Origin of the sequence: Actinopolymorpha sp. B11F2, assembly GCF_040195635.1 — a bacterium.
Lineage (GTDB): Bacteria > Actinomycetota > Actinomycetes > Propionibacteriales > Actinopolymorphaceae > Thermasporomyces.
In genome coordinates, this window is record NZ_JBEFTX010000003.1 from 97525 (window position 1) to 113639 (window position 16115).

General features: G+C 69.3%; 13 protein-coding genes. 10 read left to right on the plus strand and 3 right to left on the minus strand.

Features of this window, described 5'->3' with window-relative positions; translation table 11 throughout:
• The first annotated feature begins 72 nt into the window (after positions 1-72).
• The 10 genes from ABN034_RS06865 to ABN034_RS06910 all read left to right on the plus strand — a co-directional run bounded on the left by ABN034_RS06865 (position 73) and on the right by ABN034_RS06910 (position 13687).
• The gene (locus ABN034_RS06865) at positions 73-855 is read left to right on the plus strand and encodes a PP2C family protein-serine/threonine phosphatase (protein WP_349331384.1); all 783 of its coding nucleotides are present in this window, start codon (positions 73-75) and stop codon (positions 853-855) included.
• On the plus strand, positions 852-2153 hold the full coding sequence (locus ABN034_RS06870) for a vWA domain-containing protein (RefSeq protein ID WP_349690140.1): 1302 nt from the start codon (positions 852-854) through the stop codon (positions 2151-2153). Before ABN034_RS06865 ends, ABN034_RS06870 begins: the two co-directional genes overlap by 4 nt.
• A gap of 1 nt (position 2154) precedes the next feature.
• Positions 2155-2907, plus strand: coding sequence for an FHA domain-containing protein (locus ABN034_RS06875; protein WP_349690141.1), 753 nt, complete (start codon positions 2155-2157; stop codon positions 2905-2907).
• Positions 2908-2914: 7 nt separating this feature from the next.
• Entirely contained in the window at positions 2915-4078 is a 1164-nt protein-coding gene (locus ABN034_RS06880) for a GlnX family signal transduction membrane protein (RefSeq protein ID WP_349690142.1), read from the plus strand.
• Positions 4079-4286: 208 nt separating this feature from the next.
• A complete protein-coding gene (locus ABN034_RS06885; protein WP_349690143.1) occupies positions 4287-5477 on the plus strand; it encodes an NAD(P)/FAD-dependent oxidoreductase in 1191 nt (396 codons plus the stop codon).
• Positions 5478-5499: 22 nt separating this feature from the next.
• Entirely contained in the window at positions 5500-6435 is a 936-nt protein-coding gene (locus ABN034_RS06890; protein ID WP_349690144.1) for a sigma-70 family RNA polymerase sigma factor, read from the plus strand.
• A 76-nt stretch (positions 6436-6511) separates the two neighbouring features.
• Positions 6512-9001, plus strand: a complete 2490-nt coding sequence (locus tag ABN034_RS06895) for a TerB N-terminal domain-containing protein (RefSeq protein WP_349690145.1) — start codon at positions 6512-6514, stop codon at positions 8999-9001.
• Positions 8998-10419 carry an ATP-binding protein gene (locus ABN034_RS06900; protein ID WP_349690146.1) on the plus strand — a complete coding sequence of 474 codons (1422 nt, stop codon included), beginning with the start codon at positions 8998-9000 and terminating at the stop codon, positions 10417-10419. The genes ABN034_RS06895 and ABN034_RS06900 overlap by 4 nt, the downstream gene beginning before the upstream one ends.
• A complete protein-coding gene (locus ABN034_RS06905; RefSeq protein WP_349690147.1) occupies positions 10388-12673 on the plus strand; it encodes a DEAD/DEAH box helicase in 2286 nt (761 codons plus the stop codon). Before ABN034_RS06900 ends, ABN034_RS06905 begins: the two co-directional genes overlap by 32 nt.
• A 189-nt stretch (positions 12674-12862) precedes the next feature.
• Positions 12863-13687 (plus strand): lytic murein transglycosylase, encoded by an 825-nt coding sequence (locus ABN034_RS06910; RefSeq protein WP_349690148.1) that lies wholly within the window; start codon positions 12863-12865, stop codon positions 13685-13687.
• A 32-nt stretch (positions 13688-13719) separates the two neighbouring features.
• Here ABN034_RS06910 and ABN034_RS06915 read toward each other — a convergent pair whose 3' ends face one another.
• The 3 genes from ABN034_RS06915 to ABN034_RS06925 all read right to left on the minus strand — a co-directional run bounded on the left by ABN034_RS06915 (position 13720) and on the right by ABN034_RS06925 (position 15998).
• Positions 13720-14697: a hypothetical protein gene (locus ABN034_RS06915; protein ID WP_349690149.1), complete on the minus strand. Its 978-nt coding sequence runs from the start codon at positions 14695-14697 to the stop codon at positions 13720-13722.
• A gap of 106 nt (positions 14698-14803) precedes the next feature.
• Positions 14804-15532: a cytochrome b/b6 domain-containing protein gene (locus ABN034_RS06920; RefSeq protein WP_349690150.1), complete on the minus strand. Its 729-nt coding sequence runs from the start codon at positions 15530-15532 to the stop codon at positions 14804-14806.
• Positions 15522-15998, minus strand: coding sequence for an Ig-like domain-containing protein (locus ABN034_RS06925; RefSeq protein ID WP_349690151.1), 477 nt, complete (start codon positions 15996-15998; stop codon positions 15522-15524). The genes ABN034_RS06920 and ABN034_RS06925 overlap by 11 nt, the downstream gene beginning before the upstream one ends.
• Positions 15999-16115 lie beyond the last annotated feature (117 nt).

The following is a 16115-nucleotide window of genomic DNA, read 5'->3' on the forward strand; positions in this document are numbered from 1 at the left end:
CATCAGGCCGACACCTACTGCGAGGGATGCGGATACCGCTTGCTGCCGAGGCAACCGCAACCTCGTGACCGCATGGAGGTCGACCACCCGGGTGCGGCGGGGGTGAGCGACCGGGGCCTGGAGCACTATCGCAACGAGGACTCGGTGGGTGTCCTCGACTACGTGTTCGGTCACGAGCGGGGGGTCGTGGCCGTGGTCTGTGACGGCATCTCGAACTCACCGCGTCCCGACCGTGCCTCGCAGGCGGCGGTCGACGTCGGCACCGAGGCCCTGGTCGCGCATCTCCGTGCGGGCTACCAGGCGGGTGAGGCGACCAAGGCGGCGGTGGCCAGTGCCGGGAAGGCGGTGTCGGCCCTTGCCACATCACCAGCTGACGCACCAGCCTGCACCTATGTATCGGCCATTGTGGAGCGCGACGTGGTGACCGTGGGTTGGGTGGGCGACAGCCGTGCGTACTGGTTGGCCGCCGACGCGCGGACGCAGTCTGTCGTTCTCACCAAGGACGACTCGCTGGTGAACCACCTGTCCGAGACGGGGGAGATGACTCACGACGAGGCCAGGAGGCAGCCGAACGGCGGCGCCCTGGTCAAGTGGCTGGGGGCGGATGCGGAGGACATCCGCCCGCGCATCGTGAGCTGCGAGCCCGGCGCCCCTGGTGCCGTGCTCATCTGCAGTGACGGCCTGTGGAAGTACCTTCCCCAGGCCGAGGCACTGGCCGCGGCCGTTCCTGGCGCTGCCAAGGCGCCGATGGCGGCTGCGCGCTCGTTGGTGCAGTTAGCGCTCGACGCCGGCGGTCATGACAACGTCACCGTGGTCGTGATTCCGTACCCACCCGAGGGAGGGCATAGAGGATGAATGGTGGTTCCGGTTTCACGTTGACGATCTCCCAGAACAAGTTTCTCGCCCATGGTGCGCGAGAGGTCAACGCGATTGTGACCATCGAGTCGACCGGACTCGGTGGACTGTTGGGGGGCGAGGAACCCGACACCGGGATGGCGGAGGTCATCATCCTGGACACGTCGGCCTCGATGGAGTGGCCGATCACGAAGATCATGGCGGCCCGGCAGGCCGCGATGAAGGCGGTCGACAACCTCCGCGACGGAGTTTCGTTCGCGGTGGTCGCAGGTAACCACGTCGCCACCATGGTCTACCCGCGCGAGGAGCAGACGGTCGAGGCCAACCGGCGTACGAAGATCGAGGCGAAGGCGGCGATCGGCGGCCTGGCTCCCAGCGGAGGTACGGCGATGGGGGCATGGCTCCAGCTGGCGGCCCAGCTCTTCGCTCCGCACCGCGAGGACCTCCGACACGCGATCCTGCTGACCGACGGCAAGAACGAACACGAGGCGCCGGAGCAGTTCGGCGCGACTCTCTCGGCGGTCGCCGGGAGCTTCGTGTGTGACTGCCGCGGTGTCGGCACCGACTGGGAGCCCGACGAGCTGCGCCGGGTGTCCTCGGCCCTCCTGGGAAGCGTCGACATCGTTCCGGATCCCAACGACCTCGAAGCGGACTTCCGCGCGATGACCGAGCACGCCATGGGCAAGTCCATCGGCGACGTCGCCCTGCGGATCTGGCGGCCGGAGGCGTCGCGGCTGAAGTTCGTCCGGCAGGTCCTTCCGAGCGTCGAGGACCTGACGGAGCGCGGCGTGAAGGCCGGTCGGATGGCGTACGACTTCCCGACCGGCTCGTGGGGGAACGAGGTCCGCGACTACCACATCTGCATCGAGGTGATGTCGGGTGCGGTCGGTCAGGAGATGCGGGCCGCCTGGGTACGCCTGGTCCAGCCCGGGGATCCGCCCGAGGTCCTGGCGTCTGGCAACGTCCTGGCGTCGTGGACCGACGAGGAGGGCGACTACACCATGATCGATCCCCAGGTCGCCCACTACACCGGCCAGCAGGAACTCGCCGAGGTCATCCAGGCTGGCCTGCACGCCAAACGGTCCGGTGACCTCGACACGGCGACGACCCGGCTGGGTCGGGCGGTCACCCTGGCGCGACAGACGGGGAATGAAGCGACCTCCGCACTCCTGGACAAAGTTGTCGACGTCATCGACCACGAGTCCGGGACCGTGCGGCTGAAGTCCGTGGTCGACAAGGTCGACGAGATGTCACTCGACACCCGCTCGACCCGCACCGTTCGTACCCGCAAGGAGTGACATGTCGACGTGCCCAGCCGGTCACCAGTCCGCCGACAGCGACTACTGCGAGACGTGCGGGATCCGCATGACCAGCATGCCTTCGACCAGCACGTCCGCGACCACGGTGTTGGGCGTGGTCTCGGAGGCGTCCACCCCCGACTGCCCGGTCTGCGGTGAACGGCTCGTCGACAGGTTCTGTGAAGGATGCGGGTTCGACACGCTCCAGGCGAGAAGGTCACACCAGGCGGTACCGCCGCCCGCCGCTCCGGCGACGAGTGGCTGGCCTGGATCGACCGAGAGTGGCTGGCCTGGATCGAGCGAGAGCGGTTGGCCTGGATCGAGCGAGAGCGGTTGGCCGGGTAGCCGCGTCGACTGGATCGCCGTCGTCGGTGCCGACCGGGACTACTACGAGCGGCTGATGGCAGAAACCGGGTCCAGCCCGACCACGCTGCCGTACCCGTCGTACCACCCCGAGCGGCAGTATCCGCTCACGGCGCAGTTCGTCCAGATCGGCCGCCGCAGCGTCGGGCGGGGCATCCGGCCGGACATCGATCTCAGCCTTCCGCCGGAGGATCCGGCCGTCTCGCACCAACACGCGGTGCTCCTGTCCAAGCCCGACGGCGCGTGGTCGCTGGTGGACCTCGGCGCGACGAATGGCACGCTGCTCAACGACAACCCCGAGCCGGTTTCGGCACACATCGAAGTTCCGTTGCGCCAGGGGGACCGGATCTACCTCGGCGCCTGGACCGTCATCACTCTCCGGAAGGGATGAACGCGAGGTGGCAGTGAAGACGGCGGCCCCACCGGCCGGTGGGCTCCTGCGTCGTGCGCGTACGACGCCGGGCCGCGTGCGCATGCTCACCGTGCTTGTCGTCCTGACCCTCGGGGCGCTGGCGACGTTCGGCAGTCTGGCCATCGACAACGCCCGGAACGGCGTACGCGTCATCGGCCATGGCGCGGGCCCACAGGTCGTCGCCACCGGCGACCTCTACTACGCGCTCAGCGACATGAACGCGCAGGTCGCCAACGTCCTGCTGGCCGGCAGGGAGGAGAGCCTCGGCATCAGCCGGACCGCCGCCCTGGAGCGGTACGAAGATCGCCGCACCCAGGCCAGTCGCGCGGTCATGCAGGCCACCAGTCTCGCCGCCGGTGACAGCGGCCAGGACGACACCATCCGGGAGGTGTTGGACGGGATCGGCAAGTACGAACGCCTGGCGTCCCAGGCGATGATCCTGGACGCGCGCACGGAGGGCGCGGGTCCGCTGCCGCAGCAGGCGATCGACCTGTACCGCGAAGCCAACACACTGATGAACCGCGACGTGTTGCCCAAAGCCCGGGCGGTCACCGTGGAGAGTGACGAGTCCGTGCAGGGGACCTATGAACGCGCACAGTCGCAGGTGAGCAACCTCCCGCTCTGGATCGCCGTGAGCGGGCTCGCCACGATCCTCGCCCTGATCGGGTTGCAGGTCTACCTGTCGGCGCGGTTCCGCCGCATCCTCAATCCGGCGCTCGTCCTGGCGACCGTCGCGACGTTCGTCCTCGTCGTGGCCAGCCTCTTCGTGCTGTCTGTCGCGCAGGAGAACCTCACCGCGGCCAAGACCAACGGCCACGACAAGATCCTTTCGGTCTCCCGGTCGAGGGCCGCCAACAACACGTTGCAGGCCAACGAGGGAAGCTACCGTCTCGACGTACGCCAGAACGTCGCGTCGGCGGAGAAGCTGCGCGGCATCGAGGAACGGATGGGGCCCCTGCTCGACGGCTTCGCCAACACCGACCGCACGATGGTCGCGCTCATCAAGGATCACAGGCAGGCATTCGTTCGGGCGATCGCCGAGAGTGACAAGGCACTGAACGGTTGGCACCTGATCTTTCCCGGCGCCGTGGCCGGGATCGCTCTGCTCGTCCTGCTGGGCGTGCGGCCACGCCTCGCCGAGTACCGCTGAGCCGAGCGGGTCCGGGCGCTTCGTTCCCGGCCGTGTGTGGTGGTCTGGCAAGTCCTGGGCCCTTGGTGAGGGGAATGAGCGATTTGGCGCGAATCAGAAGGTCGTACGCACTGCTCAGTGCATGGTGATCCACGCCATAGTCGAATCCCTGTCAGGAATCTGGGTGCTGTCTCGTTCGGAGGGCAAGCGAACAGACAGGAGCACGAACATGCGGCACCGCATCATCGTCCTGGGGGCCGGATACGCCGGAGCCTCCGCCGCCGGGTTCCTCGCCCGCCGTCTCCAACCCGCCGACTTCGAGATCACCGTCGTCAACGCCGAACCCGACTTCGTCGAGCGCATGCGCCTGCACCAGCTCGCCGCCGGCCAGAACCTGCGCCGCTACGGACTGGCGGAGATGTTCGCCGGCACCGGCATCCGACTGCACCTGGCGCGCGTGACCGACGTCGACCCAGAGCGTCGGACCGTCACCGTGACCGACGGCGCCGGCACCGACCGGCTGGAGTACGACACCCTCCTCTACACACTCGGCAGCACGGCAGCCGACCACGGCGTTCCGGGCGTGGACGAGCACGCTTTCCACGTCGCCGGACGGCCGGCGGCGCTGCGCCTGCGCCAGCACCTGGACGAGCTGGGCGGAAACGGGACGGTGCTGGTCGTCGGCGGCAACCTGACCGCGATCGAGGCCGCCACCGAGATCGCCGAATGCCGCCCCGGTCTGCAGGTCACCCTCGCCACCACCGGCGAGCTGGGCGGGTGGCTCGGACCGAAGGCCCGCCGCCACCTGATGCGCGCCTTCGACCGGTTCGGCGTCGCGGTCCACGAGCACACCACGGTCGAACGCGTCGAGGCGACGAAGGCCGTCGCCGCTGACGGCACCACCTTCGCCTCCGACGCGACCGTGTGGGCGGCCGGCTTCGCCGTCCACCCCATCGCCGCCGCCAGCGGTCTCGCCGTCGAGGATGACGGCCGGATCACCGTCGACCGGATGATGCGGTCGGTCTCGCATCCGGAGGTCTACGCTGCCGGCGACAGCGTCTACGCGATCGGCGAGAACGGCCGGCCGCTGCCGATGTCCTGCGCCTCGGCGGGGTTCACCAGGATGCAGGCGACAGCCGCGATCGTCGGGGACCTGACCGGTCGCAAGATCTCGACGACCCCGTTGGCCTACCTAGGCAACTGCATCAGCCTCGGAGGGAAGGACGCGATCTTCCAAGCGGTCGACGGCGACGCGCGGTCGAAGTCGTGGTCGCTGCGCGGTCGGACCGCCGCGCGCGTCAAGGCGTTCGTCCTCAACGGGACCGCCTGGAACATGGGCCACCCGACCTACGGACTGCCGACCCGCAAGCGCCGACTCGCGACCACGACCGGAGGCCACACGGAGGCGGTGGCCGCCTAGATGGCCGTCTAGGGTGGCGTTCGTGGACGCCGCCACCGTGGAGCGTTTCGAGGCCAACCGGGACCGGTTGGCCTCGCTCGCGTACCGTCTGCTCGGCTCGGCCGCCGACGCCGAGGACGCGGTGCAGGACGCGTTCCTGCGCTGGCATGCCGCCGACCGGGAGCGCATCCAGGTGCCCGAGGCGTGGCTGACCAGGGTGGTCACCAACCTGTCTCTGGACCGGCTCCGTTCGGCGAGTAGGCGGCACGAACGCGCGGTCGGCGACGGGCTTCCCGAACCTCTCCTCGACGGCGACCCCATGCTGGGCCCGGCCGACACCGTTGAGCAGCGCGAATCGGTGACCTTGGCGGTGTTGACCTTGATGGAGCGTCTCTCGCCGATCGAACGGGCGGTCTACGTCCTGCGCGAGGCCTTCTCCCACAGCCACGCCGAGATCGCCGAGATCCTCGACATCACCGAGTCCGCGAGCCAGCAGCACGCCCACCGGGCCCGGCGCCGCATCGCGGCCGAGCGCAACGGCAGTGAGGTCGACCATGCATCCGCGCGCCGAATCGTCGAGGCGTTCGTCGACGCCGCCTCCTCGGGTCGCACCGAACGGCTGCTGGCGTTGCTGACCGACGACGCGACCGCGATTTCCGACGGAGCCGGGCTGGGCGAGAAGGTCCTGCGGTCCTCGGACCCCGAGCGGATCGCCGCCACGATGCGAGCCGGGTTCAAGCCGACTCCGGCGAAACGGAAACTGGCCGGCGGCTCCCCGGCGATCCACTCCGGCATGGTCAACGGCTCCCCCGCCGTGATCGCCGCGCTCGACGACCAGGTTGTGGGCGTGGTGGTCCTGGAGGTCCGCGACGGCAAGATCGCGGCCCTACGCGGTGTGGCCTCCCAGGCCCGCCTCGGCCGCCTCACCGAGGAATGGCGGCGGCACGAACACGATGACCCCCTCATCGAATCGTGGTGACCGAAAGCACCTGAATCTCTTGATCCGGTACTATGTTCGAACGGTTACCTCACGCCAGGCACCCAGGGATTCGTCGATGGGCAACGTCGTCCGCGCCGCCGCCCACGATCACGGTGCCACCTCGTCCGACCTCGCCCCCCTCGACTGGGCGGCTGATCCGTTCGCCGGACAGCCCGCCCGAGATGCCCGGTGGCTTCGTCCGGGCGCCCACACGGTCGTCGGCGGGCACGCCATCCCCGACGGCATGATCTACCTCGGCCGGCGACTTGCGGCAGCGCGTGGCGGCCGGGTCGAGCCCGCTCTCATCGATCCTGACCTGGAGCTCGCGCCCCGGTGTCCCGGGACCGGCGGCAAAGACCTGGGCTACTGGCCGTCGTACGACCGGATCCCGCCGGAGAGCCGGGCCGCCTACCTGCACTGGCTCGCCGACGGTCGCCGCGCACCGGGGGTGCCGATCGGTTACGTGTTCCTCTTCTTCTACGGCCTCGAGCGGCGCCTCCTCCACGACATCATGGCCGACCCGTCCCTGCGTGCCGAGGTGCCCTTGCTGGCGGCGGAAGTGCAGGGCCTGCTCGAGGCCTACGGCACCCACGCGTCGTTCCGGCGCTATGCGACGGAGTTCTCCCACCTGCTCGAGCTGGTCGGGGCTCCCGATGAGACGCCCTCGGACGCGTTCGCCGTCCCCGAGCTTCGGGAGCCGCGGTGGCCACCGCCGATGACACTGCGGCGGGCGTTGGGTGCGTTCGCCACCGAAGGACGTCGGCTGCCGGCCACCTGGGCGCTGGCGTGGGCGTGGTACCACCCCGACATCTCCCTGCGTACTCCCGCGTTCCGGTGCCGGGACGAGTTCGCGCGGTTGTTCACGGTGCGGTACGCGGATGCCCATGGTGAGGGTCTGCTCGTCGAGCCCGGCCAGCGTCGCCTGTGCGTCGAGTACCAGCCCGCGAGCGCGGGCCTCCGGCCGATGCGGTACGGACGGGATGTTCCCGATCTCTACCTGGCCGACGAACCACGCCGGCAGCTCGCCGAGTTGGTCGGCAGGGTCACAGACGACCTCGGTGCCTACAGCCGCTGGCTGCGCCGCCATGACCACCGGCTCGACACGATCGCGGCGGCGGCGTTGCTGCCGGCCGAGTTGGTGGTCGACGCGGAGGGGCAGGCCCTCGACCCGGAGGTCGCCGCGTTGCAGGGCTGGATCGAGGGCCGTCTCACTGGTGCATCATCGACCACTGTTGACGCCGGCGCGCTGATCGCCAGGTGGCCCACCGCGGCAGCTGGCGCGATGACGCGACGGGAGGCCGCCGCTTTGTGCCGACTGCTCGGCCACCTCGGCATCGGTCTCGAACCGGACGTACGCATGGGTGGGCCGGTGCCGACCGCCGGTCAGGCCGCGGTGGTGTTCCGAACCGATGTCGACGTTCCGCCGGTGGCCGGTGAGAATTACGCGGCCGCCGTCACGTTCGCGCAGCTCGCCGCGGCTGTCCTGGCTGCCGACAGCCAGCTCGGTGAGGACCAGCGCCGGCAGGTGAGCGAACTGGCGTGCGCGGCCCTGCCGCTCGACGCCGGTGAACGCCTGCGGCTGGGCGCACATCTGCACTGGTTGGCCACCTCGGCCCAGTGCAGCCTCACGGTCCTGCGAAGGCGCCTCGACGGGTTGTCCGGCACTCTCCGGGCGAAGATCGGCGAGCTGCTCGTCACGACCGCCACCGCGGGTGGCACGGTGCTGCCGCATCACGTGACCAGTCTGCTGAGGAGCTATCGCCGACTCGGGTTGGACCCGGACACCGTGCCCAACCGCGTACACGCGTCGCTCACGACTCCATCTGCCATGTCGTCCAGGTCTGCGATCGTGCCTGCTTCCGCGCGGGCGCCGGTGACCGCCGCGCCAGCGTCCGCACCTGCGGGTCTGCCTGCGCCTGCGCCCGTGGCTGTGCCCGGGCCTGTGCGCATGCCCACGCCGTTGCCCGCGAACGAACCGGTGACGGTGCAGGCAGGCGGCGCGGCTGTGGGCGAGTACCTCCTCCCGCGGCGACCATCTGCCGAGCCCGCTGTCCCAGCTCCGGACCCGGCTCGGGTGCCCGCTCCGGACCCGCTCGCGCTGGTGCCGCTGGACAACGCCGCGATCGAGGCCAAGCTCGCCGAGACCGCCACCGTTTCCACCCTGCTGCACGGCATCTTCGCCGACGACGAACCCGCCGAGGGCGATGCCGCGGGCGCGACAGAGAACGAGCCGGATAACGACGCGGAGAACGAGCCAGGTAACGACGCGGGCGACCTTGCGTCCACCCACGCAGGGCGCTGCGACAACGTTTCGGGCGGGGTCGAGCTGGTGCCCGGCCTCGACGCGCCTCATTCGGCGCTGCTCCGTGCCCTGGCCGAGCGTCCGGCCTGGCCGAAGGACGCCTTCGATGCCCTGGCGGTCGGGCTGGGGTTGTTACCGGCGGGTGCGCTCGACCTTCTCAACGAGGCCGCTCTCGACGCCGCCGACGAACCCCTCACGGCCGGCGAGGACGTTCTCGAGATCGACGACGACGTACTCCAGGAGCTCCTCGGGGAAACGGCATGACAAGCGAGCGAACCACCACGCGGAGCGCGCCCACGACCACGACATTCGACGCGGCGTCGACCCGGATCCGGCCACGGGACCGCGACACGTTGGTGCAGGCGCTGCGTGCGGGCGTCGTACCCCGCGCGGGACAGCAGCACATCCAGGTCGGCCGCGTCGCCGAGGTCAAGGCCCTGGTGTCCGACATCGCTCGCGTCGACGACGGCGGATCGACCGCACGGTTCGTGATCGGCGAGTTCGGGTCGGGCAAGACGTTCTTCCTGCACCTGGTCCGGTCGATCGCCCTGCAGCAGAAGCTGGTGACAGTGCACGCCGACCTGTCGCCCGACCGGCGCCTGCACGCCACGGGTGGTCAGGCACGCAGCCTCTACACCGAGCTGATGCGCAGCATGGCCACCCGGGCCAAGCCGGACGGCGGTGCCATGGCGGGCGTCGTGGAACGCTTCGTGACCGCCGCGCTGGCGCGGGCGCGCGACAACGCCGAGGCTCCGGACGACGTGATCCGTGCCCGTCTCGCCGAGTTGGCGGAGCTGACCGGCGGCTACGACTTCGCCGAGGTCATTGCGGCGTACTGGCGGGGCCATGACACCGGCGATGACCAGCTGCAGACCGACGCGGTGCGGTGGTTGAGGGGCGAGTTCTCCACCCGGACCGAGGCTCGCAAGGCCCTTGGCGTACGTACGATCGTCGACGACAGCAACGTCTACGACCAGCTGAAGCTGCTGGCCCGCTTCGTCCGGCTGGCCGGCTTCGGTGGGCTGCTGGTCTGCCTCGACGAGATGGTCAACCTCTACAAACTGGCCAACACCCAGGCCCGCAACGCCAACTACGAACAGCTCCTGCGCATCGTCAACGACAGCTTGCAGGGCAGCGCGGGAAGCCTCGGCTTCGTCTTCGGTGGTACGCCGGACTTCCTGCTCGACACCCGGCGCGGGCTCTTCAGCTATCCGGCCCTGCAGTCTCGGTTGGCCGAGAACACCTTCGCCACCGACGGATTGGTCGACCACTCCGGCCCGGTCCTGCGCCTCGCCAACCTCTCACCCGAGGACCTCTACATCCTGCTGGGCAAGCTACGCCACGTGTTCGCCGGCGGTGACCCGGCGGCCTACCTGGTGCCGGACGAAGCGCTGGAGGCGTACATGCGACACTGCGCTTCCCGCATCGGCGATGCCTACTTTCGTACGCCACGCAACACGATCAAGGGTTTCCTCGACCTGCTCGCCGTGCTGGAGCAGAACCCTGGCGAAGACTGGCGGAAGCTGGTCGGCACGGTCAGTCTCGCGGCCGAGACGGATCCGGAGCTCGCGCCACTCGCCGACGACACCGCGGCGACCACGCCCGCCGACGACGCCGCGCCCGCTCCCGACCGATCTGCCGGATCGCCTGATGACGACGACCTCACCAGCTTCCGGCTCTGACCCGCCGGCCGTCGCCGTCCCGGCGTCGGCGTCGTCGGCGTCGTCGGCGTTCGAACGCTTCCATCCGCGCGTACGTCAGTGGATCTGGGACCAGGGCTGGCAGTCACTGCGGAGCGCGCAGGAGCACGCGGCCGCGCCGATCATGGCCGGCGACCGCGACGTGATCGTCGCCGCCGCCACGGCCAGCGGCAAGACGGAGGCGGCCTGGCTGCCGATCTGCTCCGTGCTCGCGATGCAGGCGGAGGACGACACCGCGGAGCCCGGCGTCAAGGCGCTCTACCTCAGTCCGCTGAAGGCGTTGATCAACGACCAGCACTCCCGGCTCGACCAGCTCTGCGAGCACCTCGACCTGCCCGTGCACCGCTGGCACGGCGACGTCGCGGGCTCGCAGAAGCGCCTCGTCACCCGTAACCCGGACGGCCTGCTACTCATCACGCCGGAGTCGCTGGAGTCGCTGTTCGTCAACCAGGGCGAGAAGATCGTGCGGTTGTTCGGCGGGCTGCGGTACGTGGTGATCGACGAGCTGCATTCGTTCATCGGCACCGAGCGCGGCGCGCAGCTTCGCTCTCTCCTGCACCGCCTGGAGCTCGCGGTCAGGCACCGGATTCCCCGCATCGCGCTGTCCGCGACGCTCGGCGACTTCGGTGCCGCGGCGGAGTTCCTTCGTCCGGGGGCCGGACCTGAGGTGGCTGTCGTCTCCTCCGTCGACGAGGAACGGACCGAGCTTCGCATGCAACTGCGGGGCTACATCGCCGCGGATCCGGTCAAGGTCAACGCCGATCCGACCGGCGAGACCGGCGTCGACTATGACAAGGGTGCGATCGCCGACCATCTCTTCGCCACGCTGCGCGGCAGCGACAACCTCGTCTTCACCAACGCCCGCGGCCTGGTGGAGATCTACACCGACCTGCTCTCCCGGCGTAGTGCGGACGCCAACGTCCCGAACGAGTTCCAGCCCCACCACGGCAACCTGTCCAAGGAGGTCCGGGAGCACGTCGAGGACCGGCTCAAGGCGTCCGACACCCCGACGACAGCGGTCTGTACGTCCACGCTGGAGATGGGTATCGACATCGGCTCGGCCGACTCGGTCGCCCAGATCGGTTCTCCGCTTGCGGTCTCGGTCCTGCGCCAGCGCCTCGGCCGGTCCGGCCGCCGCGGCCAGCCTGCCGTGCTCCGGATGTACGTCTCCGAACCCGAACTCACCGACCACACCCCACCCGCCGACGCCCTGCGCAGCCAGCTGATGCAGACGATCGCGATGGTCGACCTGCTGCTGGAGCGGTGGTACGAACCGCCGGACCTGCACCGGCTGCACCTGTCGACGCTGCTCCAGCAGATCCTGTCGGTCATCGCCCAACGCGGCGGCGCCGAGGCGGAGCCGCTGTTCGACGCGCTGTGCGCCCACGGGCCGTTTCGTACGGTCGACAAGGGAACGTTCGTCGCGCTCCTGCGCGCCATGGGCGAGGCGGACCTGATCAGCCAGGACACCGAAGGTCTCCTGCTCCCCGGGTCGGCGGGAGAGAAGCTGATCAACCACTTCAGCTTCTACACCGCGTTCACGACCGACGACGAGTACCGGCTCGTGTCGTACGGACGCACGCTCGGATCGCTGCCGGTCGAGTACCCGATCTCCGTCGGCAGCCTGCTGATCTTCAGCGGCCGGCGTTGGCGGGTGCTCGCGGTCGAGTCGCAGCAGCGGGTCATCGACCTGGCGCCCGCCCGGGGTGGGCGACCGCCGACGTTCCCCGGCATGGGCCCCGACGTGGCCGACGAGGTGCGCCGCCGGATGCGTACGTGGTACGAAGCCGACACGGTCCCGGTCTATCTCGACCGGACCGCGCAGCGCCTGCTGGCCGAGGGGCGCGCGGCATTCCGGCGGCTCAGCCTCGACCAGCAGCCTCTCGTGTCGTGGGGACGCGACACCGTGCTGCTGCCCTGGCGCGGCGACAAGATCATGAACACCCTGTCGGTCGTCCTCAGGGACCACCGGCTCGAGGTCGGGCAGGACGGTGTGGCGTTGACCGTCCGGCGTACCAACGTCGTGGGTCTGTGGGAGCTCATCCGGCAGCTCGCCTGCGCTCCGCCTCCCGATCCGCTGGATCTGGCCGAGAAGGTCGCGAACAAGGCGGCCGACAAGCACGACAACTACCTCGACGACGCGCTGCTCACCAAGTCCTACGCCGCCCGCAGTCTCGACGTGCCCGGCGCCTGGTCAGCACTGCGCCACCTCGCGACGGCACCCCGCCCCGAGTGACCGGCTCGGAGGGTGATTCCGCGTTGTGGGATTGGCGCTTCTCTGTCGGGTTGCTACTGTTCCCCGGATGCACCCCTTGCCACGGACGGGTAGAGGAGCCGGCGTGCGTGTCCGTCTGCAGTCGCCGTCAGCTCGCCTTCACGTGTGCGCAAGGGGATCCTTCGGTGCACCGGTGAGCTTCGTCTCCCGGTGAGCTGGGCCCACGCCCTCGGACAGATTTCCGCCCGCGCGGTGGTGATCCGTGACCGCCTACGCAGGTTGACGTCGCTGCTCGTCGTCCTGGCCATGGTGGCCACGCCCGTGGTGGCGGGGTTCGTGTCGAACCTGCGTCTCGCACCGTCTCAGCCGTCGCTCTCACTGGATGAGGGACGCCGCGGCTCGGGCCATGGCGGCGACCACGGGCGAAGCGACGATCGCCTGGATGCTTCACCGCTACGCATGTGGGCGGTGTACGCCGGCCAGCGGGCCGGAATCCCTGTCCGCGCGTTGGAGGCGTACGCCACGGCGGAGGCAAGGATCGCGGCCGAGGACCCCGGATGCCGGCTGCACTGGTCCACGCTGGCCGGCATCGGATTCGTCGAATCGCACCACGGCCAGATCGGGGGACGCGCACTCGGCGCCGACGGGCGACCGTCGGTTCCCATCTTCGGCGTCGCCTTGAACGGCGGCCCGGACATCCGGGCGATCCAGGACACCGACGACGGCCGGCTGGACGGCGATCGGAACTGGGATCGAGCCGTCGGGCCGATGCAGTTCATCCCTGACACGTGGGCCACCGCCGCGGCCGACGGAGACGGTGACGGTGACGAGAACCCCCATGACCTCGACGACGCGGCCCTGGCGGCGGCGCACTATCTCTGTGGGAAGGGTGGCGACCTGAGCACGGAAGCTGGGTGGCGCAGGGCGGTCCTCTCGTACAACCAGTCCACCGCCTACCTGCGTGATGTCCGCGATCGAGCCAGCCTCTACTCCAGGGCATCCGCGGTTGGTCTGGCGGCCGACTCTGGCGGGTGAGCGGCTCTGACCGGCCGTCGCCCGCACGCTGGTCAGGAGGGGAACTGGTTCGGGTCGAGTTCGGTCGTTGATGCGTCACCACCGACGACAGTGTGCAGGGTGATCGTGAAGGTCGACTGGTATCCGCTCGGGTAGCTGAAGGGCTCGTCGAACTTTTCGAAGCCGCAGTTGCGGGTGAAGCCCTTGGCCCGGGAGTCGAAGTCCTCACCGGTGGCGAAGTACCCGGTGTAGGTGCCATAGCGGATGCCGTGGACGGTGAACGTGCCACCTTTGCGTACGTACACCGAGAAGGTCTGCGACTTGCCCGTCGCGAACGCGACGAAGGCATCCGTGTCGCCGCCGTTGTCGATGACCAGCGTGCCGTTGCCGGTACGCGACCCGGACCGCACGAACTGTCCATGACGCAGCCGGCGGCTCGACACCTTCGGAACGGCCACCGGGTGGATTCCGGTGTCGTAGCCCCTGGTCTTGAGGCTCCTGACTGCCTGGTTCAACGAAGCGACGTCGAGGCTGGCGACGACGCTCGACGGAGGAACCGCTGCCTTGCAGGAGTTGTCCCGAGCGGGTGACGCCACCGCGCGCTCGGCTGAGACTTGAAAGGACTGGAGGCCGGCGAGGAGTTCGAGGTGGGCTGACTCCTCGCCGTTCGGCGGTCGCACCTCGTCGAGCGTCGTAGCAGTCTCGGCTGCGACGCGCCCTGCCGCCGCCAGACGGTTGTTCAACGTGGGCAGCGATTTCGCCGCCGTCACCTTCGCCAGTGCTGCATCGACGGGCGCGCCCGCGGCCGTCAGCGTCTTCCTGTACTCCTCGGGTGACGTGCTCGGAGTCGGCGACGCTGACCGTGAGGGCGACTGTTTGGCAGCGTCGGTCGGGTCAACGGCGTCACCGCCGGAACCGCAAGCGGCGAGCATGCTCGCGCCGAGAAGCAGATATGCAGTCGCCGCCGCAAGACGAACGGCCGGCGCCGCGCTCCCCGTGGCCGTTCCCGCGTGCTTCCTGCAGAGGTTCACTCCAAGATCATCCGCTCGTACGAGGCGAATGACCAGCTCTTTCGAACCTGGTCGAAGGACCCACGGTCGCCCTTGTCGTCGCGCTCTCCGAATCCCAGGCCGGTCGTTATCGGTGAGCTCCGCGCGCTCTGGTCGCCTGCTCGTCCTGCTTGTCCGGCGCGGCTTCCTGGCGTTCGTACCAGCCCGGCCAGAGCCGGCGAGCCACCGAGACGTCGAGTCGGCCGCCGAGATGCATGGACCTCCACACACCCCGGTAGCCCGGCAGGATGCCGGCCGCGACGACGATGTGACCGAGGATGAGGGGAGTGACGGCGTACGTGGCCCAGGTGTGCAGGCGTACGAGCACGACGAACGCGGGCCCGCCATGCAGCCAGGCCATCCCCACGCCGCTGCCGATCAGGACGACGAGCCCAAGCGTCAACGCCACGTTGAGGACCCGTTGACCGGGATCGAAGTGGCCCTCGTGCCGGTCGAACCGGCCGGTGAAGACCGCTCGTGGCCACCGCACCAGCCAGCGTCCGTCCGACCGGTCGACCCGCAACGTCTCCCTGACGAAGACGCGCACCGCGCGGGCGCCGAACGCCAACCCGACGAGTGAGAGGATGGCGACGACCCAGCCGGTGTTCGTGTGGAGGACCGTGTCAGGAGTCCGGAAGATCCACGCCAGTGGACTTGGCTGCCCTTCGTGCCCGAGCGTCAGCCACCAGCCGGTCGCCAACAGAATCAGAACGGTGATGTAGATGCCGGCGTGGAACCACCGGGTGCGTCGGTTGTACCGCTCGACTCTGGCCGAGGTCGCCGCGACCGATCTACGCCGCCCTCGTTCAGTAGTCATAGTCCGGCTGGTCGTTTCCACTGTTACCCGACGTGTCGCCGGACGTGTCATCCGAGCTGTCCCCCTCGGTGACCTCCACGGTGATCTCCGATTCGTCCCCGGTGGGCGAGTGGTCGGCATGCTGCTTGGTGAGGGTGACGGTGTGCTCGCCCGCAGGCAGCCCCTCGATCTCGAAGGTGTTCTCGGTGACGACGGTGTAGTCGGACTCCTCGCCATCGACGAAGATGTGGACGTGATCCTTGCCGGTTTCCTCCGGACCGATGTCTCCGGCATCGAACTCCAACGTGAACGGCGAGGTCACCTCCGCACCGTCCTCGGGCGACGTGATCGTGAGTGCCTCGCTACCGCTACCGCCGCCGGCACTCTCACTCTCCGTCGTCGAGGTGCCACTGTCGGAGCCGGCGCAGCCAGCGACCAGGACGGCAACGGCCGCCATTCCTGCGAACATGACGCCAGACCAACGCATGAGTCCCTCCTCGTCCATGCACGGCGACAAGCCCATGCCGGGTGGCGTGGGTCGGACCTCCGTGCTCTAGGACCCCCTACGTCAGGGACGCCGGAAGGTACTCAATCCCTGCGGCAA